The organism is Mesorhizobium sp. PL10 (assembly GCF_053714315.1).
In genome coordinates, this window is the sequence record NZ_JBSKBR010000004.1 from 40,442 (window position 1) to 67,226 (window position 26,785).

Annotated in this window: 25 protein-coding genes and 1 pseudogene; 9 read left to right on the plus strand and 17 right to left on the minus strand. The window is 64.3% G+C overall.

Features of this window, described 5'->3' with window-relative positions:
- Positions 1-20: 20 nt before the first annotated feature.
- Positions 21-1,350: pseudogene (locus ACWGTO_RS08585) on the minus strand (aspartate aminotransferase family protein).
- Between the two features lie 96 nt (positions 1,351-1,446).
- Between ACWGTO_RS08585 and ACWGTO_RS08590 the strand changes: the two are divergent.
- Entirely contained in the window at positions 1,447-2,292 is an 846-nt protein-coding gene (locus ACWGTO_RS08590; RefSeq protein WP_454574434.1) for a LysR family transcriptional regulator, read from the plus strand.
- Positions 2,293-2,344: 52 nt separating this feature from the next.
- On the opposite strand, the gene ACWGTO_RS08595 is transcribed toward ACWGTO_RS08590, so the two are convergent.
- The 8 genes from ACWGTO_RS08595 to ACWGTO_RS08630 form a co-directional block, all read right to left on the minus strand.
- Positions 2,345-3,781: an MFS transporter gene (locus tag ACWGTO_RS08595; protein ID WP_454574435.1), complete on the minus strand. Its 1,437-nt coding sequence runs from the start codon at positions 3,779-3,781 to the stop codon at positions 2,345-2,347.
- A gap of 184 nt (positions 3,782-3,965) precedes the next feature.
- Entirely contained in the window at positions 3,966-4,469 is a 504-nt protein-coding gene (locus tag ACWGTO_RS08600; RefSeq protein WP_454574436.1) for a DUF992 domain-containing protein, read from the minus strand.
- 68 nt (positions 4,470-4,537) lie between these two features.
- A complete protein-coding gene (locus ACWGTO_RS08605; protein WP_454574437.1) occupies positions 4,538-5,011 on the minus strand; it encodes a DUF992 domain-containing protein in 474 nt (157 codons plus the stop codon).
- Positions 5,012-5,308: 297 nt separating this feature from the next.
- Positions 5,309-6,163: a tetratricopeptide repeat protein gene (locus ACWGTO_RS08610; RefSeq protein WP_454574438.1), complete on the minus strand. Its 855-nt coding sequence runs from the start codon at positions 6,161-6,163 to the stop codon at positions 5,309-5,311.
- 208 nt (positions 6,164-6,371) lie between these two features.
- Entirely contained in the window at positions 6,372-6,650 is a 279-nt protein-coding gene (rpsU, locus tag ACWGTO_RS08615) for a 30S ribosomal protein S21 (protein ID WP_023671138.1), read from the minus strand.
- Between the two features lie 176 nt (positions 6,651-6,826).
- Complete coding sequence (locus ACWGTO_RS08620) at positions 6,827-7,213, minus strand: SET domain-containing protein (protein ID WP_454574439.1); 387 nt, start codon at positions 7,211-7,213, stop codon at positions 6,827-6,829.
- Between the two features lie 109 nt (positions 7,214-7,322).
- The gene (locus ACWGTO_RS08625) at positions 7,323-8,081 is read right to left on the minus strand and encodes an SDR family oxidoreductase (RefSeq protein WP_454574440.1); all 759 of its coding nucleotides are present in this window, start codon (positions 8,079-8,081) and stop codon (positions 7,323-7,325) included.
- 104 nt (positions 8,082-8,185) lie between these two features.
- A complete protein-coding gene (locus ACWGTO_RS08630) occupies positions 8,186-8,554 on the minus strand; it encodes a YrdB family protein (protein WP_454574441.1) in 369 nt (122 codons plus the stop codon).
- 201 nt (positions 8,555-8,755) lie between these two features.
- Here ACWGTO_RS08630 and ACWGTO_RS08635 point away from each other — a divergent pair, with 201 nt between their 5' ends.
- From ACWGTO_RS08635 to ACWGTO_RS08655, 5 genes are all read left to right on the plus strand, one after another.
- Positions 8,756-10,009, plus strand: coding sequence for a sarcosine oxidase subunit beta (locus ACWGTO_RS08635; RefSeq protein ID WP_454574442.1), 1,254 nt, complete (start codon positions 8,756-8,758; stop codon positions 10,007-10,009).
- A gap of 49 nt (positions 10,010-10,058) precedes the next feature.
- Positions 10,059-10,355 (plus strand): sarcosine oxidase subunit delta, encoded by a 297-nt coding sequence (locus ACWGTO_RS08640; RefSeq protein WP_454574443.1) that lies wholly within the window; start codon positions 10,059-10,061, stop codon positions 10,353-10,355.
- Entirely contained in the window at positions 10,352-13,360 is a 3,009-nt protein-coding gene (locus tag ACWGTO_RS08645; RefSeq protein WP_454574444.1) for a sarcosine oxidase subunit alpha, read from the plus strand. The genes ACWGTO_RS08640 and ACWGTO_RS08645 overlap by 4 nt, the downstream gene beginning before the upstream one ends.
- Positions 13,353-13,931, plus strand: coding sequence for a sarcosine oxidase subunit gamma (locus tag ACWGTO_RS08650; protein ID WP_454574445.1), 579 nt, complete (start codon positions 13,353-13,355; stop codon positions 13,929-13,931). The genes ACWGTO_RS08645 and ACWGTO_RS08650 overlap by 8 nt, the downstream gene beginning before the upstream one ends.
- Positions 13,932-14,023: 92 nt before the next feature.
- Entirely contained in the window at positions 14,024-14,254 is a 231-nt protein-coding gene (locus tag ACWGTO_RS08655; protein WP_454574446.1) for a hypothetical protein, read from the plus strand.
- 104 nt (positions 14,255-14,358) lie between these two features.
- Here the strand turns inward: ACWGTO_RS08655 and ACWGTO_RS08660 are convergent, their stop codons facing one another.
- From ACWGTO_RS08660 to ACWGTO_RS08685, 6 genes are all read right to left on the minus strand, one after another.
- Positions 14,359-14,592 (minus strand): DUF680 domain-containing protein, encoded by a 234-nt coding sequence (locus ACWGTO_RS08660; RefSeq protein WP_454574447.1) that lies wholly within the window; start codon positions 14,590-14,592, stop codon positions 14,359-14,361.
- A gap of 202 nt (positions 14,593-14,794) precedes the next feature.
- Entirely contained in the window at positions 14,795-15,439 is a 645-nt protein-coding gene (locus ACWGTO_RS08665; RefSeq protein WP_454574448.1) for a TetR/AcrR family transcriptional regulator, read from the minus strand.
- Positions 15,440-15,590: 151 nt separating this feature from the next.
- Positions 15,591-16,367: an SDR family NAD(P)-dependent oxidoreductase gene (locus tag ACWGTO_RS08670; protein ID WP_454574449.1), complete on the minus strand. Its 777-nt coding sequence runs from the start codon at positions 16,365-16,367 to the stop codon at positions 15,591-15,593.
- A gap of 30 nt (positions 16,368-16,397) precedes the next feature.
- Complete coding sequence (locus ACWGTO_RS08675; RefSeq protein ID WP_454574450.1) at positions 16,398-17,432, minus strand: phosphotransferase family protein; 1,035 nt, start codon at positions 17,430-17,432, stop codon at positions 16,398-16,400.
- Positions 17,429-17,944, minus strand: coding sequence for a MaoC family dehydratase (locus ACWGTO_RS08680; protein WP_454574451.1), 516 nt, complete (start codon positions 17,942-17,944; stop codon positions 17,429-17,431). Before ACWGTO_RS08680 ends, ACWGTO_RS08675 begins: the two co-directional genes overlap by 4 nt.
- Positions 17,945-17,955: 11 nt before the next feature.
- Positions 17,956-18,771 carry an SDR family oxidoreductase gene (locus ACWGTO_RS08685; RefSeq protein WP_454574452.1) on the minus strand — a complete coding sequence of 272 codons (816 nt, stop codon included), beginning with the start codon at positions 18,769-18,771 and terminating at the stop codon, positions 17,956-17,958.
- A gap of 120 nt (positions 18,772-18,891) precedes the next feature.
- Between ACWGTO_RS08685 and ACWGTO_RS08690 the strand changes: the two genes are divergently transcribed.
- Genes ACWGTO_RS08690 through ACWGTO_RS08700 form a run of 3 tightly spaced genes read left to right on the plus strand, consistent with a single transcriptional unit; the run spans position 18,892 to position 22,153 of the window.
- Positions 18,892-20,133 carry an acyl-CoA dehydrogenase family protein gene (locus ACWGTO_RS08690; RefSeq protein ID WP_454574453.1) on the plus strand — a complete coding sequence of 414 codons (1,242 nt, stop codon included), beginning with the start codon at positions 18,892-18,894 and terminating at the stop codon, positions 20,131-20,133.
- 4 nt (positions 20,134-20,137) lie between these two features.
- Positions 20,138-21,106 carry an NADPH:quinone oxidoreductase family protein gene (locus tag ACWGTO_RS08695; RefSeq protein ID WP_454574454.1) on the plus strand — a complete coding sequence of 323 codons (969 nt, stop codon included), beginning with the start codon at positions 20,138-20,140 and terminating at the stop codon, positions 21,104-21,106.
- A 9-nt stretch (positions 21,107-21,115) separates the two neighbouring features.
- On the plus strand, positions 21,116-22,153 hold the full coding sequence (locus ACWGTO_RS08700) for a zinc-binding dehydrogenase (RefSeq protein ID WP_454574455.1): 1,038 nt from the start codon (positions 21,116-21,118) through the stop codon (positions 22,151-22,153).
- Positions 22,154-22,342: 189 nt separating this feature from the next.
- Here the strand turns inward: ACWGTO_RS08700 and ACWGTO_RS08705 are convergent, their stop codons facing one another.
- Positions 22,343-25,474, minus strand: a complete 3,132-nt coding sequence (locus ACWGTO_RS08705; RefSeq protein ID WP_454574456.1) for an efflux RND transporter permease subunit — start codon at positions 25,472-25,474, stop codon at positions 22,343-22,345.
- Positions 25,471-26,634: an efflux RND transporter periplasmic adaptor subunit gene (locus tag ACWGTO_RS08710; RefSeq protein ID WP_454574457.1), complete on the minus strand. Its 1,164-nt coding sequence runs from the start codon at positions 26,632-26,634 to the stop codon at positions 25,471-25,473. The genes ACWGTO_RS08705 and ACWGTO_RS08710 overlap by 4 nt, the downstream gene beginning before the upstream one ends.
- Positions 26,635-26,785: the final 151 nt, after the last annotated feature.

Below are 26,785 nucleotides of genomic sequence, written 5' to 3' on the forward strand. Positions count from 1 at the left end.
CGGCCACCCGGCCGCCGGCCTTACTCCGCTGCGATGCCTGGTGCGCTTGCGCTCGCGGCGAGCGAGGCTTCAATCGACTCCGAAATGATCCGCAGGCCGAGATCCAGCTCTGGTTCGGAGATGGTGAGCGGCGGCGCGATGCGGAAGACGCCGCCCATGCCGGGAAGCTTGACGATGTTCATGCTGAGGCCGCGCCGGAACGCTTCCGCTGCAATCGAGGCGCCGAACTGGTGATCGGGCTGCTTGCCGTCCTTGACGATCTCGACGCCAAGCAGAAGGCCACGCCCGCGCACGTCGCCGACACATTCATAGCGCTGCTTCAGCCGCAACAAGCCGTCGAACAATCGCATACCCATATGCCGGGCGCGGTCGACCAGTTTTTCTTCTTCCACCACATCGAGCACGGCGAGGCCGACGGCCGCCGGCAGCGGGTCGGAGACATGGGTGGTGTAGAACAGAAAACCTCTTTCGTGCGCGGCGTCTTCGATGTCGGCTGTCGTCATGACGGCCGATAGCGGCAGGCCGGCACCGATGGTTTTCGACAGGGTCAGGATATCCGGGGTGACGCCGTCCCTCTGGAAGGCGAACATGTCGCCGGTGCGGCCAATGCCGGTCTGTGCTTCGTCGAGGATGAGCAGCATGCCGCGCTCGCGGCACTTCTGTTTGAGCGCCGCCAGATACCCCAACGGCAGTTCCAATATGCCGCCGCTCGACAGGATCGGCTCGGCGACAAAAGCCGCCAGGTTCCCCGTCGACTGGCTGTCGATGAGATCGAAGGCATCGTCGAGTTCCGTCAGCCAGTCCAGCGAGCCGTCGGCGTGCTTGAAGCGCGGCCGGAAACTGTTGGGGGCCGGGATGGCGAGCGACCCGACCGTTGCCGGTCCGTAGCCCTTGCGGCCGGCGCTGTAGGTCGCTGACGCCGCAGCACCCGTCATGCCGTGCCAACTCTTCAAGAAGGCAACAACCTCGTGCTTGCCGGTCACCAGTTTGGCCATGCGGATCGCGGCTTCATTGGATTCGGCGCCCGTCGAGAGCAGCATTACCCGGTCGAGCCCCGGCGCCAGCGCCGCAAGGCGTTCAGCGAGCTCGACCACGGGACGCGAGAGCATGCCGCTGAAGAGATGCGCGACCTTTTCGACCTGGCGGCTGACGGTCGAAACGATCCTGGGATGAGAATGGCCGAGCAGCGCGCTCATCTGCCCGGAGGTGAAGTCCAGAATCGGCCTGTCATCCGCATCGTAGACGAAGGAGCCCGCGGCGCTCGATGATGGCGGGCTCGAAGCTGCCGCCATAGCGTATCAAATGCTTCTGCGCCGCCGTCCAGAATTCGCGATCCAAGTTTTTCGACATGCCGCTGCTCCACCAAACCGATCAGGGGAAAAATAGCCGATGGCAGGGATGCAGTAAAATTGATAGTGGTCGGATTCCGATATCAATGGAATTGATATGCAGGCACCACTCGATCTCAAGCTGCTGGCGACCTTCGTGCGTGCGGCGCATTCGGGAACGCTGAGCGCGGTAGCGATGCAAGTTGGGCGCACGCAGTCGGCCGTTACCATGCAGATACAGAGGCTCGAGGAGGCGCTGGGCCAAAACCTGTTTCATCGCAGCGGCAGCGGCGTTCGGCTCACCGGCAGCGGCGAGCGGTTCCTCGCCTATGCCGAGCGCATTCTCAAAATCCATGACGAAGCGATCTCGGCGCTGTCCGACAAGGGCCCGCACGGCTCGATCATTTTCGGCAGCCCGGAGGATTATCTCAGCGCGTTCTTTCCGGCGCTGCTGAAGAGTTTTGGGACGATGTATCCCGATGTGGAGATCAAGGTCGTCTCGGCACCGACGGTCGAATTGCGGGCGCTTCTCAACGGGCGCCAGGTCGATCTCGCGCTGGTTTCGGATGCAGACGACGCACAAGGCGTGGTGCGCACGGAACGGCTGGTCTGGGTCGGCAGCAAACCGGCGCTCGACCTCTACGATTTTGGCGACACCGTGCCGCTGGCTCTATCGGCGTCGAATGCCGTCGACCACAAGGCGGCTTGCGAAGCCATGGCCAGCGCCGGGCTGCGCTACAAGATCGCCTACGCCAGCAACAGCCTTGCGGGTTTGATCGCGGTGGCGCGGTCGGGCCTGGCGATCAGCGTCATGGCACAGGAGGCGGTGCCATCCGACCTGCATATTCTGCCGCTGCCTCCGTTGCCGCGTCTTGGCATTCTCATCGCCTTTGCCGACACGGAGCGATCCCCGGCGGTGGAGGCGTTCGCCAATCATATACGCAGCGTGCTTCCGTCGCTTTGAGAGGGTGGCCGGTCAGGCGCATGTCCGGACCGGCCAGCGTCGAGCTATAGCTTCAGCCTGTCGCCAATTGCGGCCGGCTTGCCGTTAAAGCCATCCTCAACGCCGCCAGGCAGCCGATAATGCCGAGCGGCACGAAGGCGAGGAACAGCCAGCCGGCGACGCTGGCCGCGGCATCGCGGTTGAGCCCCGCGGAGAAGCCGCTGGCATTGGCGATGATGCCGGCGACGGCGGCGCCCACGGCGTAGCCGATGCGCTGCATGGTCGGCACGGCGGCCGAGGCAATTGTCTGCTCGCCATCGCGGGCCGAGGCGACGATGATCCGCGTCAGGAACGGCCAGGTGACGCCGAAGCCGCCGCCTTGCAGCAGCGCGCAGGCCAGGATCAGCGGGATCGACCCCGACGGGATCGACCAGGCGAAACCGACGAGGCCGGATGCAATCATCAGCGCGCCGATGACGATGATCTGCCGCTCACGCTCCAGCGGCGCGTTGGCGACGACAATCGACAGGACCGACCAGGCGATCGATTCGGCGGCGATGATGTAGCCGGTGGTCAGGATCGGGATGCCGTGCAGCGTGGTCAGAAGCAGCGGCCCGTAGATCGAGAAGGAGACCGTCGCCACCGAAAACGCGGCGACCACGGTCATGCCGCTGCCGACCGGAGAGCGCCACGAAAACAGCTGCGAGGGAAACAGCCGCGAGCGCGGCTTCATGGCGTCGACGAAGACGAACAGCGCCAGGCCGGCGAGGCCGAGGATGAGCAGCAGCGACGAGCGCAGCAAGGCGACATCGACGCCGGCGGTGGCGATCAAAATGACGGCGATGGCGAGACAGCCAAGCGCGGCATAGGGGAAGGGCGGCGAGGTGCCGGCAGCGGCTTGCGGCCTAGTCGCTTCGGGTGTGTTCAGGAAGATAAAGCTCGCCAGCGCCATAGCAATGCCGCCCAACACGAAGACGCCGAAGGCCCAGCGCCAGGACAACAGTTCGACCATGATGGCGCCGAGCATTGGGCCGCTGAAGGCGGCAACGCCCCAGATCGCCGACATGATGCCGAACAGCTGCGGCCAGATGTTGCGGTCAAACAGCCGTTCCACCGAGACGAAGGCCAGCGACACCAGCGCGCCGCCGCCCACTCCCTCGACCAGCCGGCCGGCAAGAAACACCGGCATGGATGGCGCAGTGGCGCAGACCAGCGCGCCCGCGGCATAGAGCAGAGCGGCGACCGTGACGTTGGAGCGGAGCGCGACATAGCTGACCAGGCGGCCTGCGGCAGCGCCGGCGACGATGGCGCCGAGCTCATAGACCGCCAGCGACCATCCGACGAACTGCACGCCGGCGATATCGCCGACCATGGCCGGCATCACCGTCGCCACCATCGTTTCGTTGGTGGCGTGCAGCAGGATGCCGAGGCTTATGAAGCAGAAGCGCGCGAGGTCGCCGCTTGCCCACAATGCCTGCCAGTCGACTTTGTTGCCGGTGATTTCAGTCATTCTTTTTACCCTGCCTTTGCATATCGCGATGCCGGCGCATGGCACCAGAAGCCAGTGGGGATTTCCGGCGGGGCCATGCGCGTTGTCTCAGTCAGGGCAGGCTTCTAGAACCTCAAGTGCAGTTGAGTTCAAGCGGGTTTTTTTGTCGAGATGCCACGAAGCGGCGGGTGGCTCCTTCTGCTGCTCAATTCTCGGTGCTGCGCAGCTGGAACTGGCTGACGCCGATGGCGATGTTGACGCCGGTCTGCGTCTGCAGGCTGAGCGGCTGCAGCGTGAAGGCCTGCGAGGAGCCGCCGACCAGGAGATTGGCGCCGGCGCCGACCGCCGCCGTCACTTCGGCGCTGGCGCCGACATAGTCGCCGGCCAGTGCACCCGGCGCATAGATGTTCTTCAGCGGCGTCAGCACCAGCCACTGCATGACCGTCTGCTTGGTGGTGCCGATATCGAGCCCGTATTTGTTGACGGCGCCGAAATAGGCTTCCGGCGAAAAGCTTTTGTCGGCCGGCGTGAAGGTGCAGCTCAGATCCTTGCTGGAGCCGAAGATGAAGCCGGTGCCACCGCCGATGGCGCATTCGAGCACGCCGAGTTCGATGCCCTGATCCTGGGCCCGGGCCTGCCCCGTCCAGGCAATGGCAACGATGGCGGCGGCAAAGATCGTCTTGAGCACGGCGGTTCCCCCAAAAAGCATGCGGCGCGAAACAGTATCCTGTTCCGCGCCGCACGTAGAGGGATCAGTCGATGCCTATTTGCCGATGCTTACTTGAACGAGTGGATCAGCTCCAGCGAGGTCACGGCGACAGCCACGTTGACGCCGGTCTGTGCCTGCACGCTGAGCGGCTCGAGCACAAAGGCGCCGTCCAGCCCGCCGACCAGCAGGTTGGCGCCGCCGCCGGTCACGACGCTGGCCTCGGCATTGACGCCGTAATAATGGCCGGCAAGATCGCCCTCGTCATGGCCGCGGGTGGCGGCCAGAACCGCCCACACCAGCTGACCCTGATGGGTCTGGCCGACATCCACGCCGAGCTTGGAAATCATCCCCGTGTACTGCTCGGCCGGCCCATGATGATAGGGACGGAATGTGCAGGCGACGCCCTTGTTCGACGTGACAATGTAGCCGACGCCGCCATCTATTGTGCAATCCAGCGTGCCCAGCCGGAGCGTGCCGGCGTTGACGGGCGTGGCAAGAGCGGTGGCGGCGAGTGCCGCAGCACAGATGATTTTCTTGATCATGGTCGGTCCTTTCAGAAATTGCCTTCAACAACGGTTGAATGGCCCGGAGCGTTCCGCTGAAAACTTGGCGCGATCAAGGCAAGGGTTAACGCTTTGCCCTCGGTGGTCAAGATTGGGTGATGGCGTGTCGGCCAGAGCTCAGTGGCGCCACAGGCGCCCAGGCGCCGACCAGGCCTTGTCCAGTGGGCCTTTCCAGTGGGTCTTTGCTGCTGCGCAGCCCCCCTTGCGGCGACCTGCACAAGGAAGGGAACACTGTCGGATAAAACGTTGCCGGCGCGCGGCGAACCGGCTGGGTTATCAGCCGGCGGTGGCGCCTGACGTGCGCGACAGGCCGTCCTTGGCCGGCTGGTAGGTCGGGTCGAGATGGACGGCTTCGCGATAGGCTTTCGACGCCTTGACCTTGTCGCCGCGGCGCTCGTAGATCAGCGCCTGATTGGACCAGGCCTCGGCGTTCTTGCCGTCGAGCTTGATGGCCATGTTGAAGTCGGAGAAAGCGTTGTCCTCGTCGTTCATGGCGAGATAGGACAGGCCGCGGCCGTTGTAGGGTTCGGCGGCATCCGGCGCCAGCGAGATGGCAGTCGAGAAGTCCTCGATGGCAAACTTGTGCTGGCCCTGGCTCTGATAGATCAGGCCGCGATTGTGGTAGGCGCGGGCGTCGGTCGTGTCGAGCTGGATCGCCTTCTGGAAATCGTTGAAGGCCTGCTGGGTCTGGCCGGCCTTGCGATAGAGATTGCCGCGGCCGATATAGGCGGCGTCATAATTGCCATTGATCTGGATCGAGCGGTTGTAGTCGGCGAGGGCGGCGGCCTGGTTGCCGAGGAAGCGCTGGATCAGCGCCCGGTTCGAATAGGCCTGGTAGAAATTCGGGTTGAGCTGGATGGCGGTGTCGAAGTCCTTCAGCGCCGCCTGGTACTGGCCGCCACGGCCATAGGCCGAGCCGCGCACATTGTAGCCTTCCGGATCCTGCGGATTGCGCTGGATGACCGCCGACAGCGAGGAGATGTTCTCGGTCGAGCCTTGCGCCTTGTCGATGTTGTTGAACTCGCCTGTCGGGACGCTCTGGCAACCGGCAAGCATCAGGCCGGAGATCAGGGCTGCCGTCAGGGCGAAACCGCGCATTGTGGTTCTGCGCTCTACGCTGATTGCGTTCATGTCTGCCCTGTCCTCACTTCAGCCGCGTCGCTCAGTCCAGTCCCCCTCCGGGCCGGGTCACAGATTGTCGTAACAAAATCTAGAGCGTCGTTTGCGCGTTCAAGGGAACGCCCTCCAACAAAAAGGGCGGCGCTCTAAACAAAAAGGTGGCGGCGATTCCGCATCGCGCCACCTCAAGGTATCCTTCGAAAAGGACGAAAAATTGGCGTCAGAACCGCGGCGGGCGCGGAGCACCACCAGGACCACCGGCGGCGCCGGCAGCGACCGGGCGCGGCGTCATCGGCAGCAGGCCCTCGCGCTGGGCGCGCTTGCGGGCCAGCTTGCGGGCGCGGCGAACGGCTTCGGCCTTTTCACGGGCGCGCTTCTCGGAAGGCTTCTCGTAATGGCCGCGCATCTTCATTTCGCGGAAAATGCCTTCGCGCTGCATCTTCTTCTTGAGAGCGCGAAGCGCCTGATCAACGTTGTTGTCGCGGACGAGTACCTGCACGGGCAATCCTGTCTTTCGGGTTTGATATCAACAGGCAAGCGGCCATAGCCACATGCCTCCGCGGCGATTTACACCACGAATTGTGGCGGCTGATAGCAGAATCAGGCCGCGCTGTCCACACTCGAAATGAAGGACGACCGCCAATTTGCCACGGTCGCCCCGAGATAGGGCGCCAACTAGGCGCCGGCCAGATGAAGCCGGGCGAAATCCTCGAAGAATTCGCCGTAGTCGCAGGTGATTTCCTCGCCGGCTGATATATCGCGGGTGGCGGTGGCGCCGCCATATTGCGAAAAATCCGTGTTCGGCCGTTCGGCGTGATTCATGAAGCGGCCATTGTCGACCTCATAGACCATGAACCCGGGGCGGTCCGGGCTCGGATAGGCGTAGCGGTCGAGCAATTCCCTGAGATGCGGCGGTGCCGCCTCGTATTTGTCCATCGGGATCAGCCGGTCAAAATCCGGATCGAGCCGCCAGATCGAGGCGCCCTTCCTGATCGGCTCGGCAGCGAACACGCCGACGCCTTCGATTGCGCTCTGGGTGACATAGGTCCTGATCAGCAGCATGTCCGTCCTCGAAGTCCTCTCTCCAAACCGAATCGCCAAATCGCTTGGAAAAAGCAAGTCCGGTTTCGCGCTCTATGCTGATCGATGCGGGCAATGACCGCGAAATGCTTCACGTCCGGGTGATCGAGATGCCGCCATCGGCAAACAGCGCCGCGCCGGTGGTGAAGCTCGACGCGTCCGACGCCAGGAAGAGCGCCGCGCGCGCGATCTCTTCAGGCTCTGCGACGCGCTTCAAGGCATGCAGGTTTTCGACGAAACTACGCGATTCCGGCGTCTTGAATGTTGCCGACGGCGTGTCGGTGCCGCCTGGCATCAGCGCGTTGACCCGCACGCATTTAGGCCCATATTCGGCGGCCAGCACCTGCGTCAGGCCGATCAGCCCGGCCTTGCTCGCGGCATAGCTGGTCATGCCCGGCATTCCGACGGTGTTGCCGACGAAGGTAGAGGTGAATATCAGCGATCCGCCACCGTGCTCGACCATAGCCGGCACCTGATACTTCGCGCCGAGAAAGGCGCTGGTCAGATTGGCGTCGAGCGTCTCGCGCCAACCCTCGAGCGACAATTCTGAAATCGGACCCATCGTGCCGACGGCGCCGACATTATTGAAGGCGATATCGAGCCCGCCGAATTTCTCGACGGCCAGCTCGACAAGGGCTTTTGCATAGGCCTCGTCGGTGACGTCGCCGGCCAGCGCGACTGCGCTGGCGTCGGCCTCCTCGATTTCAGCGACCAGCGCGTCAAGCTCGGCCTGGCGGCGGGCCGCGACAACGACCTTGGCGCCTTCCTCGGCAAAAAGCTTTGCCGTGGCGCGGCCGATGCCGGAACTGGCGCCGGTGACGATGGCGACCTTGTTGGCGAGTGCGAACATTATCTGCATCCTTTGCTTCGCGCCGGCTTTGCCAGCGATCGGACGCTTGGTCGCAAATCGAGACAGGGGCGAGCCACCCGATACATGCGAAGGCTCGACCGGGATTACTGCTTCAGCAGCCATCCCAGACGGTCGAGCGAAAAGGCGTAGCTGATGACGATGAGCGCAACGACGACGATGCTTGTGGTGGTGTACCCGGCCAGATGGAACCCGGCTCCGCCGCCGAACAGGATGACCAGCTCCAGCGCCAACCTGAGAGCGCCCGGCACAGGCACCGGCGCGCGGCCCGACCGGCTCGGGTCATTGGGCACCGCGAAAGTCCCCCATAGCACGGCCGCAATGAGCGGCAGCCCGACGGCGAAGGTCCAGCGCGACCATCCCTCCGACAGGTTCCAGCCGGCCATGCCGAGGCCAAGCAGAGCGGCGAGCTCGAGCAGGAAGCGCAATGTCAGGTTCCACCATGCGTTGCCCAACCATCGTCCTCCGAATCCTCAGGCGATGGGAGTGTGACCCAAGCCGGCACTGGTAGCCAGTGTTGATCCACTTTATGTCGCGGCGCAAAACGGCAAGCGCCGTCGCAAACAGCGCAAGGGTGGAAGCGCTGTTTCGCTAGTGATACACCTCGCGCGCCGGGGCTGAGTGAACACCCTGCCGCCATTTGCGAGGCTGGAACGTTGAAAAAATATTCGGTATTCGCCATCGCCCGCGAGGCCATGCGCGGCCACAAGGGCTGGGAGGAACAATGGTCCTCGCCAGAGCCGAAGAAGGAATATGACGTCATCATCGTCGGCGCCGGTGGCCATGGCCTGGCCACCGCCTACTATCTCGCCACCGTGCACGGCATCACCAATGTCGCGGTGCTGGAAAAGGGCTGGCTCGGCGGCGGCAATACGGGGCGCAACACCACCATTATCCGCTCCAACTATCTCTATGACGAGAGCGCCGGCATCTATGACCATGCGCTGAAACTGTGGGACGGGCTCTCCCAGGAGCTCAACTACAACGTCATGTATTCGGCGCGCGGCGTCATGATGCTGGCGCATAATGTGCACGACATCCAGGTGCTGAAGCGCCATGTCCACGCCAACAGGCTGAACGGCATCGACAATGAGTGGCTGACGCCGGAGCAGGCGAAGGAATTCTGTCCGCCGCTCAACATTTCCAGGGAGGCGCGCTATCCCGTGGTCGGCGCTGCACTTCAGCGCCGCGGCGGCACGGCGCGCCATGATGCGGTCGCCTGGGGCTATGCGCGCGGGGCCTCGGCGCGCGGCGTCCACATCATCCAGAATTGCGAGGTCACGGGCGTCAAGCGGGCGGCCAATGGCGCGGTCATGGGCGTCGACACGACACGCGGCTTCATCGGCGCCAAGAAGGTCGGCGTGGTCGCTGCGGGCCATTCCTCGGTCATCATGAACATGGCCGGCGTGCGCATGCCGCTGGAAAGCTATCCGCTGCAGGCGCTGGTGTCAGAGCCCGTCAAGCCGGTGGTGCCTTGCGTGGTGATGTCGAACACGGTGCACGCCTACATCTCGCAATCCGACAAGGGCGAGCTGGTGATCGGCGCCGGCACCGACCAATATGTTTCCTATTCGCAGACCGGCGGCCTGCACATTTTGCAGCACACGCTCGATGCCATCTGCGAGATGTTCCCGATCTTCACGCGCATGAAGATGCTGCGCTCGTGGGGCGGTATTGTCGACGTCACGCCCGACCGTTCGCCGATCCTGGCCAAGACGCCGGTGCCCGGCCTCTATGTCAATTGCGGCTGGGGCACGGGCGGCTTCAAGGCAACGCCCGGATCGGGCCATGTCTTTGCGCACACGATCGCCAAGGATGATCCGCATCCGATCAACGCGCCCTTCACCATCGAGCGCTTCCGCACCGGCCGCCTCATCGATGAGGCGGCGGCGGCGGCGGTGGCGCACTGATGATGGCCTTAACGCCACTTGGCCACAGCGAATTTTAGGGAACAAGAAAATGCTTCTCATCCGCTGCCCCTATTGCGAGGAAGAGCGCCCGGAGCTCGAGTTCCGCAACGCCGGCGAGGCGCATATTGCGCGCTCGGCCAATATGGCGGGCGAGAGCGATGACGACTTCGAAAAGTTCTTCTTCATCCGCTCGAACCCCAAGGGCGTGATCTATGAGCGTTGGCGGCATATCCACGGCTGCGCGCGCTTCTTCAACGCGGTGCGCGACACCGTCACCGACAAGTTCGTCATGACCTACAAGGCCGGTGAGCCGAAACCTGCGAAGCTGCCGGGAGCATCCAAATGAGCGGCGCGTTCCGTATTCCGAGCGCGGGCCGGCTCAGCCAGGCCAAGACCGCGCGGTTCTCGTTCGACGGCCAGTCCTATACCGGCATCGAAGGCGACACGCTGGCTTCGGCGCTGCTGGCCAATGGCGTGCATCTGGTCGGCCGTTCGTTCAAATATCACCGGCCGCGCGGCTTCCTGTCGGCAGGCGCGGAAGAACCCAATGCGCTGGTCGAGGTCAGGCGCGACGCGGCGCGCAAGGCGCCGAACATCCGCGCCACGGTGCAGGAGCTCTATGACGGGCTCGATGCCCAATCGCAGAACCGCTGGCCCTCGCTTGCCTTCGACGTCGGCGCGGTCAACGATCTGGCTTCGCCGCTGTTTTCGGCGGGCTTCTACTACAAGACCTTCATGTGGCCGAAGGCAGCCTGGAAGAGCCTGTATGAGCCGAAGATCCGCGCCGCGGCCGGCCTCGGCGTTTCCCCCGACAAGCCGGATCCCGACCATTATTCGTCGCGCTATGCGCATTGCGACGTGCTGGTGCTGGGCGGCGGTGCCGCCGGCGTTTCGGCAGCGCTTGCCGCTGCCGAAACAGGAGCGCGCGTCATCCTCGCCGACGAGCAGGCGGATTTCGGCGGCAGTTTGCGGTTCGAAAGCGGTGCGAAGATCGACGGCCAAGACGGCTATGCCTGGGCGCAAGGCGTGGTGGCCAAGCTCAAGGCGATGGACAATGTCCGCGTGCTCTCCCGCACCACGGCGTTCGGCTACTACGCGCAGAATTTCGTTGCCCTGGTCGAGCGCGTCAGCGACCATCTGCAGAGCCCAGGCCACGATTTGCCGCGCGAGCGGCTGTGGCAGGTGCGTGCGAAGCGCGTCGTGCTCGCGACAGGCTCCATCGAACGCCACATGGTGTTTGCCGACAATGACCGGCCCGGCATCATGCTTGCCTCGGCGGCACGGATCTTCCTCAACCATTATGGCGTGGCGGTCGGCAGGAATGTCGGCGTCTATACTGCCAACGACTCGGCTTATTCGGCGGCGATCGACCTAAAGAAGGCCGGCGTCAATGTGGCGGCGATCGTCGATCTGCGCGACAACCCGACCGGACCGGTGATCGACGAGGCAAGGGCGCTCGGCATCGAGATCAATTTCGGCCGCGCGGTGATCCGCGCCGGCGGCAAATTGCGCGTGACCTCGATGACCGTGCAGCCGAAGAATGGCGGCGGCGAGCGCACCATTCCGGTCGACGCCATCCTGATGTCGGCCGGCTGGACGCCGTCGGTGCATCTGTTCTCGCAGTCGCGCGGCAAGGTCGCCTTCAACGACGAGACCAAGCGCTTCGTGCCCGGCACCTATGCGCAGGATTGCGTCTCGGTCGGCGCCTGCAACGGCACGGACGGTCTGTCGGCGAGCGTCGACGAGGCCTATGCGGCTGGCGCCAAGGCGGCGAAAGACGCCGGCGCGAAGGATTCCAGCGTTAAGACGGGCAAGGGCACAAAGCCGAAGGTCGATGCCTCGGAAAGCTGGTCGCGGGGCATGCTGGGGGCAGCGCCCGGCGCCGGGCCGGACAAGACGGTCAAGGCCTTCGTCGATTTCCAGAACGACGTCACCGCCAAGGACATCCGCCAGGCGGTGCATGAAGGCATGCGCTCGATCGAGCACGTCAAGCGCTTCACCACCAACGGCATGGCGACCGACCAGGGCAAGACGTCCAACATGCACGGCCTGGCAATTGCCGCCGAGACGCTGGACAAGCCGATCCCCGAAGTCGGCCTGACCACCTTCCGCGCGCCCTATACGCCGGTGACCTTCGGCGCGATCGTCAGCCATGCGCGCGGGCCGCTGTTCGACCCGACGCGCAAAACCGCGATCCATCCTTGGGCCGAAGCGCAAGGTGCGGTGTTCGAGGATGTCGGCCAATGGAAGCGCGCCTGGTATTTCCCCAAGGGCGGCGAGGACATGCACGCGGCGGTCGACCGTGAATGCGTCGCTGTTCGCACCAATGCCGGCCTGTTCGATGCCTCGACGCTGGGCAAGATCGAAGTGGTCGGGCCGGATGCGGCCAGGTTCATGGAGTTGCTCTACACCAACCCGTGGGAGAAGCTGGAGCCCGGCCGCTGCCGATACGGCATCATGCTGCGCGAAGACGGTTTCATATACGATGACGGCGTCGTCGGCCGACTGGCGCCGGACCGCTTCCATGTGACGACGACGACGGGCGGCGCGCCGCGCGTCATGCACCACATGGAGGATTACCTTCAGACAGAATTCCCGCACCTCAATGTCTGGCTGACCTCGATCACCGAGCAGTGGGCGGTCATTGCCGTGCAGGGGCCGAAGTCGCGCGACATCATCGCGCCGCTGGTTGAAGGCATCGACATGTCGGATGAGGCGCTGCCGCATATGTCGGTGCGCGAAGGCAAGATCTGCGGCGTGCCGACAAGGCTGTTTCGCATGTCGTTCACCGGCGAGCGCGGCTTCGAAGTCAACGTGCCGGCTGATTACGGCCAGGCCGTGTGGGAAGCGCTGTGGGCCGAAGGCCAGAAGCATGGTGCTGCCGCCTATGGCACCGAGGCCATGCACGTGCTGCGCGCCGAAAAGGGCTACATCATCGTTGGCCAGGACACCGACGGCACGGTGACGCCGAACGATGCCGGGCTCGACTGGGCGGTTGGCAAGAAGAAGATCGACTTCGTCGGCATCCGTGGCCTGACACGGCCCGACCTTATCGCCAAGGGCCGCAAGCAGCTGGTCGGCCTGAAGACCAAGGACCCCAAAGTGGTGCTTGAGGAAGGCGCACAGATCGTCGCCGATCCCAAGCAGGCGATCCCGATGAAGATGATCGGCCACGTGACCTCCAGCTACTGGTCGCAAAATTGCGGCCGCTCGATTGCGCTGGCACTGGTCGCCGGCGGCCGCGCCCGGATGGGCGAGACGCTCTACGTGCCGATGCCGGACGGGGTGATCGAAGTGGAGGTTACCGGCATGGTGTTCTTCGACGAGACGGGAGGGCGCCTCAATGGCTAAGGCTGCTGCGAAAACCAACGTACCCGTACTTTCGGCCGAGCGCCGTCCGGCGCAGGCCGGGCGCAACGTGTCGGCGAAGAACGTCAAGGTCGAGGTGCTGCCGCCGGCGGAGCGTATGTCGCTGCGCGCACCGGAGACTTCCGTCGCCGCGCTGTCGAAGGCGCTCGGACTGACCTTGCCGAAGAGCCCGAAGACCTCGGCGACCAAGGCCGGTCGTACGGCACTGTGGCTCGGGCCGGACGAATGGCTTCTTATCGACGAGGCTGGGAAAGACTCACTCGTCGACTGCGCCAAGGTATCCGCGCTGCATTCGGCGGTCGGCATTTCGCACCGCAACGTCGCCTTCGCCGTCACCGGCGCGGCGGCAGCTGCGGCGATCAATGCCGGCTGTCCGCAGGACCTGTCGCTGGAAGCTTTTCCTGTGGGTGCGGCATCGCGCACCATTCTCGGCAAGTGCGAGATCGTGCTGCTGCGCACCGCGGACGACGCCTTCCGGGTCGAGTGCTGGCGTTCCTTCTCGGACTATGTCTTTACTTTCTTGTCGGAAGCAGCGGTCGACGCAGCGGCGTAGGCCGGGAAAGCGGCAAGCGCCTTCTCGGCATTGTTTCGGGAACGTCTGCAGCGCAGGGCCGTTCTGCTTCCGCCTGTCGAGGGAGAATGCCGATGCCGCCGAAATCCACACCGAAGTCACCGGTCAAGAAGACGTCGGCGGTGCGCTCGCTCGAACGTGAGCAGCATCACGAGGTGAGTGCCGAAGAGGAACTTGAGGAAGGCCTCGAGGACACGTTCCCGGCCAGCGATCCGGTGTCGATCACCGCGACCGCCATCCCCGGTGCGCCGGCGAGGCCAGGCAAGGCCAAGATCGTGCCGGGACGAAAGACGCGCAAGAATTAATTGTTCGATTACCCCCTGGTTCGCACCGAGGGAAAAATGGGCGGCCGGGATTATCCTGCCGCCCTTAGACGTTGTGCTGTTCGGTGGTCGAGCGCGCGATCAACTTAGAACGTGCTCGGCACGATCCACGGGTTGATCTCGATGCCGAGGCGCGGGCCCTTCGCCTTGACGTCCGACTTTTCGACCGAGCCGGTCACGCTGCAATCGAGCTTGGCATTGGTCTTGGTGTCGACGCAGGTGGCAGCCGTGGCCTGCTTGACCGGATGGTTGCCGTTGGCGGCGAAAGCCGAACCGGAAAGCGCCAGCACGGTGGCGAGGGCGAGAAGGGTCTTGTTCATGTCAGTCTCCATCGGTCAATTTGTTTTCGTACATGTACGAGATAACGTACAGATACGTCCGAGGAGCCGGGTTTTCAAGTCAGAAAAACGTACGCGTACGATAAATTTTTTTGAACCCCGAAAATTGCGGCGTACTGACACAAGGTAAGCCGCTTCGCCGGGCCGTCAATCACGGCATCAGACTATTGAAAAGCCTTGGGAATCAGCAGTTGACCGGGGTCTCGGTCAGCGGCGGCACGTCCTGCGTGGTCAGCGAGGCGAGGGTGGAATCGCACATCCGCCTTACGAAAGCCTGCGGATCGCCAAAGGGGTAGAATGGAAAGGTGATCAGCAACGAGATGGTGCCGTGGCCGACCGCCCACAGCATGGTGGCGATGGCACGCGCATCGCCGTGCAATTTGCCGGCGGCGACGCAGGCCTCGACCCTTGAGATCAGCGCCTTCATCGCCGGGTTGCCTTCTTCCATGTCCTCATAGCTTCGGCCCTCCGGCAGCTTGGTCTTTTCAGTCATGAAGACCGTGCGGTATTCGTTTGGGTTGCCGAGCCCGAAGGCGGCATATTCGGTCATCACAGCCTTCAGCGCCTCGATCGGGTCGTCGGAGGGATGCGCTTCGATGTTGCGGGCAAGTGTTTCGAACGCATCCTCGGCCAGCCCAAACAGGATGTCCTGCTTGTCGGCGAAGTAGGAATAAACCGACATCGGGGCATAGCCGACCCGGTTGGCCAGCTTGCGGATGGTCAGGCCTTCGTAGCCCTCTTCCTTGACGAGCTTGTGGGCTGCGTCGAGCAACTCGGAACGCAGTTCGGCCTTTTGTTTTTCGCGGCGTTTCTGGACGCTCAGCGGCACGTGAGTCGGCCTTCATGTGGTGGGTGTTGGTTAAATTATATACGCTGTACGGAAACGAACAAGGGCGCCGCAGGTTCCCCACCGGCAATGGTTACCAAATCTGGGTTACCAAATCTGGGGTTACCAAATCGGGGCTATCAAATGGGGGTTATCAAATCGCGCCGACGCCGCCATCTACGGCCAGCGTATGGCCGGTCATGAAGGAATTCGAGGGGTCAGCGGCAAACAGGATGGCTGACACGACCTCGTCCACTTCGGCCATCCGCTTCATCGGCACGCCGCGCGTCAGTTCGGCGAGCGCCTCGGCTTCCGGCGCGCCGGAGATGCGCACGAAGCTGTCGACCATGGCCGTGCGCGTATGCGCCGGGCAGACGGCATTGATGCGTATGCCCTTGGTGGCATATTCGGCGGCCGCCGACTTGGTCAGCCCGACGACGCCATGCTTGGCGGCGGCATAGACCGACAGTTTCGGCGCGCCGGCCAGCCCGGCAACCGAGGCGATGTTGACGATGACGCCGGCTTTGCCGTCCGATTTGAACTGCCGCTCCATCTGCGGGATCTGGTGTTTCATAGCGTAGAAGACGCCGAGCAGGTCGATGTCCAGCACGCGCCGCGCCTCGTCGGAGGCCACTTGCGGCAGGCGCACGAAACTCTGGACGATGCCGGCATTGTTGATGGCGACATCCAGGCGGCCGAATTTGTCCGCCGCCAGTTTCACCAGATCCTCGGACAGTTTTTCGTCCGCTATATTGCCGGCGAGGATGGCCGTCTCGGCCTGCAGCGAACCGGCAAGATCGGCCAGCGCCTTTTCGTCGATGTCGGAAAGCACCAGGCGGGCGCCTTCAGCGGCAAAGCCTTTGGCAGCACCGCGGCCGAGGCCGCCGGCGGCACCGGTGATCAGCACGGTCGCTCCGTCAAAACGGCCCATTATGCCTCCCCATTATATCTCACTGTCGGTTCAGGTTCGGTCGATCAGTTTTCCGGCAAGATGCGACAGCAGCTTCACTGCCTCGCCATAAGTCTTTGCCTTTTCGGGATTGGAGGCGTTGCCGTCGAGCGCCCGTTTGTAGACACCCTGGCAGATGGCCGCCAAACGGAAGAAGGAGAAGGCGAGGAAGAAGCCCCAATTGTCGATGCCGGCGAGACCGCGTCGCCGGCAATAGGCGGCAACGTACGCTTCCTCGGAAGGCAGGCCAAGGGCGGCGCGGTCGACGCCGCCAAGGCCGCGAAAGCCCGAGGCGTGCGGCAGGCGCCATTGCATGCATTGATAGGCGATGTCGGCGAAGGGGTGGCCGAGAGTCGACAGTTCCCAGTCGAGCACTGCCAGCACTTTCGGTTCGCCGGCCGCAAAAATCATGTTGTCCAGCCGGTAGTCGCCATGCACGAGGGATATCCGAGCGTCATCGGCGGGCATATGCGCCTCCAACCAGGCAATCAGCCGGTCCATGTCGGCGACCGTGCCGGTCTCCGAGGCGCGGTACTGGCTGGTCCAGCGGCCCAGCTGGCGTTCGAAGTAATTGCCGGGTCTGCCGAAATCGCCGAGTCCGACCGCCTCGACATCGACATCGTGCAGCGCCGCCAGCGTGGCGTTCATGGCATCGTAGAGGGCGGCGCGCTCGTCGTTGCCCCTGGATTCCGGCACCGCCGGATCCCAGAAGATGCGGCCGTCGAGGAACTCCATGACGTAGAACATGCGGCCGATCGGCGAGTCCTCCCCCGACAGATGCAGCATCCTGGGCACCGGTACGTCGGTACCGGCGAGCGCCTTCATCACCGTGAATTCGCGGTCTACCTGGTGCGCCGATTTCAGCAACTGGCCCGGCGGCTTCGCGCGCAGGACATAGCGGCCACTGGCCGCGGTCAGCAGATAGGTCGGGTTCGACTGGCCGGATTTGAATTTTTCAATTGCGGAAAGCCCGGCAAAACCCGGAATGTGCGCCTCGAGATAGGGCGCTAGCGCTGCCTGATCGATCGCGTTGGCGTCACCGCTCATGCGGTCTCCGGCTCACGCTCGATCAGTGTCAGTGTCAGCCAGCGTGCGGTCAGCGCCGGCTTCTTCGAGCCTTCGATCTCGATGGTCACGTCATGCGCCGTCTGCACCCAACCGGACGGCCGGACCTTGACGTCGGCCAGCACGAAACGGGTGCGGATGCGCGAGCCGGTCTTCACCGGCGCCAGGAAACGCAGCGAATCGAAACCGTGATTGACCCCCATCTTGCCCTTCTCCAGCGGCGGCATGGTCTCGAAGGTCATCGCCGAGAGAAGCGACAAAGACAGGAAGCCGTGCGCGATGGTGCCGCCGAACGGCGTCTCGCGCGCGGCGCGCTCGGGATCGCAATGGATGAACTGGTGGTCGTCGGTGGCGTCGGCGAACTGGTCGATCATGGTCTGCGTAACCACGCGCCAGGGGGAGACGCCGACTTCCTTGCCGACGCTGGCCAAAAGCACATCGAGACTGATCGGTTCCACTGCGGTGTCCTCCACTTGCCGCTGGCCGCGGCTCATTTGGCCGCGGCTCATTCCTTGAACAGTGTCAGCCCATGCTGCACCGACTGCCCGCCGTCGATCGGCAGGATGGCGCCGGTGACATAGGAACCGGCACGGCTGCACAAATAGAGCGTTGCGCCGCCAATGTCATCCGCCACGCCGATACGGCCGATGGGGACATGGCTGCCGACATGTCTGGCTTTCTCCTCGGTGCCGGTGGCAAAGGCGGTCATGCGGCTCTGGAAGGGGCCGGGGGCGAAGGCGTTGACGGTGATGCGCCGCGCCGCGAGCTCGATCGCCAGCGTGCGCGTCAGATGATGAACGGCGCCCTTGGACGCGGTGTAGGAATAGGCATCGTCGGCCAACGGCTGGGTACCCATCACCGAGCCCAGATTGATCACGCGGGCCGGGTCGGCGTCGCTGGCCGCGGCTTCCAGCAGCGGCAGCAATTCGCGCGTCAGGTGGAAAACGGCGGTGACGTTGACGGCCAGCACCTTGGCCCAGCCATGATAGGGAAAATCCTCCAGCGAGGCGCCCCAGGATATGCCGGCATTGTTGACGAGGATGTGCAGCCGTTCGGTGCGCGTCCTGACCTCGGCGACAAGTGCTGCAATGCCGGCCTCGGTCGAGACATCGCCGGCAAAACCTTCGGCGCGGCCGGAGGCGCCGAGCCCGTTCAACTCGGCCGCGACCTTGATGCAATCCTCGCCCTTGCGCGACGCGATCATCACGGTGGCGCCGGCCTGAACCAGGGCGGTTGCAACCATGCGGCCGATGCCGGTTGCGGCTCCGGTCACCAGCGCGGTCTTCCCGGTGACTGAGAACAGCTCGTCGAGATAGCTCATCGATATACTCCGCGCTTGGCCCCAAGGCCCGGCAAAACTGTTCGCGTTGACAAGGCTATCCGAAGTACGGTCATCCTTGCCACGGATAAATCTGCGGCTTGCATGAAGGGTTAGCGACCGATGAGCGACATGAATCTCGGCATGACCGAGCGGCTGAAGCCGATCCACGCCCGCGTCGCCGCGATGGTGCGCGACGAGATCATGCCGCTCGATCATGAATTTCTGAGCGAGGTCGGTAAAAGCGGCGATCGCTGGGTCTACACCGCGCGGCAGACCGAGATCCTCGAAGGGTTGAAGAACAAGGCCAAGGAGCGCGGCCTGTGGAATTTCTGGCTGACCGGCTCCGAGCGCGGCTATGGGCTGTCGACCGTCGAATATGCCTATCTGGCCGAGGAGATGGGCAAGGCGCATCTCGGCGCCGAGACCTTCAACTGCTCGGCGCCCGATACCGGCAATATGGAGGTGCTGGAGCGCTATGGCTCGGAGGACCACAAGAAGGCGTGGCTGGAGCCGCTGCTCGAGGGCAAGATCCGCTCGGCCTATCTGATGACCGAGCCGGATGTCGCCTCCTCCGATGCCACCAACATCGCCATGCGCTGCGAGCGACAAGGCGGCGACTATGTGCTGAACGGCGAGAAATGGTGGGCGTCAGGCGCCGGCGATCCGCGTTGCGCCATCTATATCGTCATGGTCCGGACCGGCGGCGAAAGCGACCCGCAGCATCGGCGGCATTCGATGATCCTGGTGCCGTCCGACACCAAGGGGGTGTCCAAGCTTCGGCCGATGCAGGTCTATGGCGATGACGACGCGCCGCATGGCCACATGCATCTTCGCTTCGACAATGTCAGCGTGCCGGCTTCGAACCTGGTCCTCGGCGAGGGCAGGGGGTTCGAGATCGCGCAAGGCAGGCTCGGCCCCGGCCGCATCCACCATTGCATGCGCGCCATCGGCCAGGCCGAGATGGCGCTGGAGATGCTGTGCCAGCGATCCGTCCGTCGAGAGGCGTTCGGCCAGCCCTTGGCGAAACTCGGCGCCAATTTCGACATCATCGCCGAATGCCGCATGGAGATCGAGATGGCACGGCTGCTCTGCCTCAAGGCGGCATGGATGATCGACCGGGGCGATGCCCGCGCCGCGGCCCCCTGGATCAGCCAGATCAAGGTCGTCGCGCCGCGTGTCGCGCTCAAGGTCACGGATGAAGCCGTGCAGATATTCGGCGCCCAAGGCATCAGCCAGGACACGCCGCTGGCCCGCTCGTGGACGCATCTCAGAACCCTGCGCCTTGCCGACGGGCCGGACGCCGTGCACCGCCGGCAAGTGGCGCGCACCGAACTCCGAAAATACACGCAGGAAAAGGTCTGAGCGCATGAAAGCAATCATCGCCCGCGATTTCGCGCCGCTCGACCAGCTCGTCTATGGCGACTGGCCGGAGCCAGAGGCCAAGGGCAATACGGTCGTCATCGAGGCCGAGGCGATCGGCGTCAACTATCCCGACGGCCTGCTCGTCCAGGGCCTCTACCAGATGAAGCCGCCGCTGCCTTTCGTGCCCGGCATGGAGGTCGCGGGACGGGTGGTCGCGGTCGGGCCTGGGGTGAAGTCGGTCAAGATCGGCGACCGGGTCGCCGCGCTCTCGACCCATGGCAGCTATGCCGAGCGGGTAGCTGCCGCCGAACCCTTCGTCATGCCGCTGCCGCCTGATATGCCTGCCACTGAGGCCTGCGCCCTGCTGGCCGGCTACGGCACGTCGCATTATGCGCTGAAGCAGCGCGGGGCGCTTGGAGACGGCGAGACGCTTTGCGTGCTGGGTGCGGCCGGCGCCACCGGCATCGCCGCCATCCAGATCGGCAAGGCGCTTGGCGCGCGCGTCATCGGCGTCGCCTCGTCGGAGGAAAAGCGGCGCATTGCCGCCGAAGCCGGCGCCGATATCGCGCTCGGCTACGACAATCTGAAGGAGGCGCTGAAGGAGGTCACCGGCGGCAAGGGCGTCGATGTCGGCTTCGATCCGGTCGGTGGCGAAACCTTCGACGTGCTGGCCCGCTCGATGGCGTGGAACGGCCGGCTGCTGGTCATCGGCTTTGCCTCCGGCGCCATCCCGCAATTCCCGGTCAATCTGGCGCTGGTCAAGGGCTTCTCGGTCGTCGGCGTGTTCTGGGGCGCGTTCACCGCCAAGGAGCCGCGGGTCTACGCCAACAACATGAAGGAGCTTGTCGGCTGGTATTTGGCCGGCAAGGTCCGGCCGGTCATCGAAGGCACTTACCCGCTGGCCGACGCAGCCGCCGTGCTGACACGCGTGCTCGGCCGCGGCTCTTCCGGCAAGCTCATCCTCAAACCGTAAGGAGCCGCCATGGCCATCCCCTCCGAGATGAAAGCGCTGTTGCTCAGCGGCGACGGCTACACCAGAACGCCTTCCGGCAGCGTACTGGAAGCGATGGAGCCCTATCTCACGCCGGGCCGCATCGGCGTGCCGACACCCGGACCGAGCCAGGTGTTGATCAAGGTCAGCCTCGCCTCGATCAACCCGTCCGATGTCGCCTTCATCAAGGGCCAGTATGGCCAACCACGGGCCAAGGGCCAGCCGGCCGGGTTTGAGGGCGTCGGCACAGTGGTTGCCACGGGCGACGAGCCCTATGCCAAAAGCCTGACCGGCAAGCGCATTGCCTTTGCCACCGGCGTCACCAATTGGGGCGCCTGGGCGGATTATGCGGTGGCGGAGGCAGCGGGCTGCATTCCGCTGCTCGACACCGTCCGCGACGAGGATGGCGCGGCGATGATCGTCAATCCGCTGACGGCACTCGCCATGTTCGATATCGTCAAGGAGACGGGCGAAAAGGCCTTCATCATGACCGCCGGCGCCAGCCAGCTCTGCAAGCTGATCGCGGGCCTTGCCAAGGAAGAGGGCTACCGACCGATCGTCACCGTGCGCCGTGACGAACAGATCCCGCTCTTGAAAGAGATCGGCGCTGTCCATGTGCTCAACGAGAAGGCGCCGGATTTCAAGTCGGCACTGCGCGAAGTCATCAAAGCCGAGCAGCCGCGCATTTTCCTCGACGCGGTGACCGGGCCGCTGGCGTCAACCATTTTCGACGCCATGCCGAAACGCGCGCGCTGGATCGTCTATGGTCGGCTCGATCCAGAGACGACTGTCATCCGCGAGCCCGGCCAGATGATCTTCCAGCACAAGCACATTGAAGGGTTCTGGCTGGTCGAATGGATGCGCCAGTTCCGCGACAAGCGCGGCCCGGCGATCATGGAAGCGCAGAAGCGCTTTTCCGACGGACGCTGGTCGACCGATGTGACAGCGGTGCTGCCGCTGGATGAGGCGATGGCTAAGGTGCCAGCTGAACTGGCCAAGCCGAACGGCAAGGTGTTTTTGAAGCCGTAGGCGCCATTCTTCCTTCTCCCCGTTCCACGGGGAGAAGGTGCCCGAAGGGCGGATGAGGGGCAGCGCTGATGTCAATGATTGGCGTTGTTGCTGCGGCCGACTGTTTGACGCGACAATCGCATTCGTTCGGCGCTGCCCCTCACCTGCCTGCCGGCATCCTCTCCCCGTAAACGGGGCGAGGAGGATTAATTACTCCGCCGGCTCCACATTGGTATACGCGGCCTCTTCCAGTTCGCGCTTCAGCCGTGCTTCCTCGTGCGTCTTCGGCGTGACGAAGCGGCCGAGCAGGAGGTAGGCGACCGGGGTCAGGAACAGCGTCGAGACGGTGGCGAGGCCCAGCCCGCCGACGATGACCCAGCCGAGTGCGATGCGCGCCTCGGCACCGGCGCCGGCGGCCAGCACCAGCGGAACGCCGCCGAGAATGGTGCAGATCATCGTCATCATCACCGGCCGCAGGCGGATGATCGAGGCCTGCTCGATCGCTTCGCGCACGCCCAGCCCACGGTCGCGCAGCTGATTGGCGAATTCGACGATGAGGATGCCGTTCTTGGCCATGACGCCGACCAAAAGCACCAGGCCGATCTGGCTGTAGGCGTTGAGGCTGGTGCCGGAGAGCAGCAGCGCAAAGATTGCGCAGGCAAGGCCGAGCGGCACCGTCGCCATGATGATGACGGCGCTGACGAAGCTTTCGAACTGGGCGGCGAGCACCAGCAGGATGATCACCAGCGCGAAGCCGAAAATGGTGACCATGGCGCTGTTGGTTTCACCGAGCGTGGCGGCTTCGGCCAGCGGGAGGATGCGGCTGCCCGGCGGCAGCAGTGGCGTGGCGATCTGCTCGGCGACACCGAGCGCATCGCCAAGCGCGAAATTGCCGTTCAGGTTTGAGGTGATGGCGACCGAGGGCTGCTGCTGTTCGCGCGTCAGCGACGGCGGCACGGCACGCTCGGTCAGCGTGGCGATGGTCGACATCGGCACGAAGCGGCCGTCGGCCGTCTTCAGGAAGATGTTTTCGAGATCGGTCGGATCGTTGATCGGGTTGGTGGTCGAGACCAGCTTCACGCCGTAGCTGCGGTCGGCGATGTAGACGTCGACGACATCGTTGCCGTCGAGCATTGCCTGCAGCGTGTTGGCCAAGCCCGTAATGTCGATGCCGAGATCGGAGGCGCGCTCACGGTCGATGGCAACGGCGAGCTGTGGCTGCGTCGGATCGATGGATAGGCGCGGGTTCTGGAAGCGCTCATCTTTCTGCATCTCGGCGATGATCTTCGTTGCCGCGTCGCCCAGCGCCTTGCGGTCGTTGCCGACCAGCGCGAATTGCAGGCCGTTGCCGGCTCCACGGATGCCGAGGCTGTTGGCCTGCACCGGGAAGATGCGCACGGATGGCACCTGCCGGGTCAGCTGGGTGATCTGCGCCATGATCTCCTGCTGGCTGCGCGCGCGTTTGTCCCACGGCGCCAGCGTCATCACCATGAAGCCTGAGTTATAGGCACCGTTCTGGCCGGCATTTTCGAAGGTCGAGACGATCTCGCCGGAATTGCGCAGCGGCTGGATCAGCCGTTCGATCTTCTGCATCTGCTGCGTGGTGTAGTCGAGGCTGACACCTTGCGGCGCGTTGATGCGCAAAAGCACGACGGCGCGGTCCTCGCTCGGCGTCAATTCCTGGCGGATGGTGCCAAACAGAGCGAAGGCGGTGGCGGCAAACAGCAGCGCGACCAGAAGCACGATCCACGGCGCGCCGAGGCAGGCATGCAGGCCACGTTTGTAGGCTGAATTCAGCGCGCCGCCGATGCGCGCGCCAATGCCATGGCCACCTTCATGGTGGAGCGATGCGCCGGTCAGCATGCGCGAGGCCAGCATCGGACACAGGGTCAGCGCGACCACGCAGGAGAGCAGCACCGACATGGCGAGCACGAAGCCGAATTCGCGGAACAGGCCGCCGGTCTGTCCGGGCAAAAACGAGATCGGCACGAAGACGGCGACCAGGGTCAGCGTCGTGGCGATGACGGCGAAGAACACTTCCTGCGCGCCGAGCACGGCGGCGGCGCGAGGCCCCATGCCTTCATTGCGCCGTCGCACGATGTTTTCGAGCACGACGATGGCGTCGTCGACGACAAGGCCAGTCGCCAGCACCAGCGCCAGCAAGGTCAGGATGTTGATGGAGAAGCCGGCGAGATAGATGGCGGCGATGGTGCCGATCATGGCAACCGGCATCGACAGGCCGGGGATCAGCGTCGCGCGCCAGTCGAGCAGGAAGATGTAGATGACGATCAGCACCATCGAAATCGACAGGCCCAGCGCGATTTCGACCTCGTGCACCGCGCCGTTGACGAAGACAGCGTCGTCGCTGGTGATCTTGATCGACATGCCCTTGGGCAGGTTCTCCTGCAGCTTGGCCACCGCAGCCTTCACGCCGGTGGAAATATCCAGCGTGTTCGATTCCGCCTGGCGGATGATGCCGAGGCCAATGCCGGTCTTGCCGTCGGAGCGCAAAGTGGTCTGGCCGATATCGGGGCCGAGCGTGACGGTGGCGACATCGCGGATGCGCCTCGTGCCGCCGATAATGATGTTTTCGAATTCCTCCGGCGTCGTCACATCGGCCGTGGTGCGGACAATGAGATCCTGGTTGGTGGTGGTGATCGAGCCGGCCGGCGAATCGAAAGCAACGGAGGCGAGCGCTGCACGAAGATCGGCAACGGTGAAGCCAAGGCTGGCGAGCTTGTTCTGGTCGACATCGATGCGGAAGATCTTGTCGCGGTCGCCATAGACCTGGACGTCGGCGACGCCGGGCACGGCGGCCAGTTCGTCCTCGATCTGGTCCTGGACGATCACCGTCATATCCTGCACCGACATGCTATCGGAGGTGACGGCCAGCCGCATCACCGGATCGGAATTGGCGTCGGCCTTGACGATGCGCGGCGGATCGGCGGTCTCCGGCATCTGGTTGGCGACGCGGCCGACGGCGTCGCGTACGTCGGAGGCGGCGACGTTGAGGTCGACGCCGTCGTTGAACTCGATGGTGACGCGGTTCGAGCCGAAGGAGGAGGTGGACGAGATCGACTTGACGCCGGAGACGCGGGCGACTGCACCCTCGATCGTGTCGGTCAGTTCACGGTCGACAGTCTCGGCGGCAGCGCCCTCGAAGGCCGTCGACACGGTGACGACGGCGCGGTCGACATCGGGCAGTTCGCGGATCTCGACGCCGTAGAAGGCGGCAAGGCCGGCGACCGCGATCAGCGTGTTGAGCACGAAGGCCATGATCGGCCTGCGGATGAAGAGCGCGGTGAAGCCGGTTTCGCTGGCGGTGTTGGCGTTTGCGGTCATGAGCCTTCGGCGGCGTTCGCGGCGCGCTGGTTCTGGCCGGCGATGCGGAGCTCGCCGCCTTCGCTGACGCTCTGCGTGCCCTCGGTCACCACCATGTCGCCATCCTCGATCTCAGCGTCGATCAGCACCGTCTCGGTGTTGCGCTGGATGATGCGCACGGGAACACGCCTGGCCTTGCCGTCCTCGACCTGCCAGACATAGGCGCCGTCCGAACCCCACAGGATCGCCAGCGGGCTGACGGCCGGATAGGTCTCGCCGGGGAAGCGCATGGTGATGCCGAACGACATGCCTGCGCGCAGCGAATCCGCCGGATTGGCAATCGCCGCCTTGACCAGCAGCGTGCGGCTCTTTTCGTCGATGTGGTTGTCGATGGCCGACACCGTGCCGGTATAGGCTTTGCTCGGATTGGCGATCGGCGTTGCCGACAGCTGCGCGCCGACCTTGACGGCGGCGGCAAAGCGCTCGGGCACCAGGAACTCGACCAGGATGGAAGAGCGGTCGTCGAGCGTGGCGATCGCCGACTGGCTGGTCACGTAATTGCCGGCCGATATCGGCAGGATGCCAACTGTGCCCGCGATCGGCGCTACGATCGAGCGGCGCTGCAAGGCGAGTTCGGCATCCTGCAGCGCCAGTTTCGCGCCGGCCAGCACCACCTGGGCATCGGCGACGGCGACCGGGGTCGCGGCGTTGGAGGCCCTCAATGACTTCACCCGCTCGAGCTTGTCGTGGGCGTCCTGCAAGGCGAGCTTGGCGCGATCCTGCGAGATCACCTCGGTCTCGGAATCGAGGACGGCGATGATTTGCCCCTTGTCGACCCGGGTGCCGGACTGGACCAGGAATTCAACGAGCCGGCCGGAGCTGTATGGGTTGACCGTCACCGAGGCGTAGGCGCGGCCGGTGCCGATCGCCTGCAGGCGATCGTTGATGGTTGCGGTGGTCGCCGGCAAAGCGACGACGTTAGCCGGGCGGCCGGCGGCGTTGCGGCGGCCTGCCTGTTTCGTCGTGTCGACCGCGCCGGTGGTGGCGGGCGCCGACGCATAGGTCCAGTCGATTCCCCAGCGTGCCAGCACCTCCGGCGCGCCTGGAAAATAGCGAACCCAGGCGGCAGCGGCCGCGACCAGGACCACAAGCGCAAAAACGATCTGTTTCCAGACGGCCATCGGCACTCCGGTTGGCAAAACGTCTACCGGCTTCCCCAAGCAAAAAAGACGCAGCGACGCACCCGGTACGTGCGAAGCCACGGCAATATCATGGCTTTATGGCAATTCTGCCGCGGCCATGCACATTAAATCTGTGTAACGTTGCGCGCCT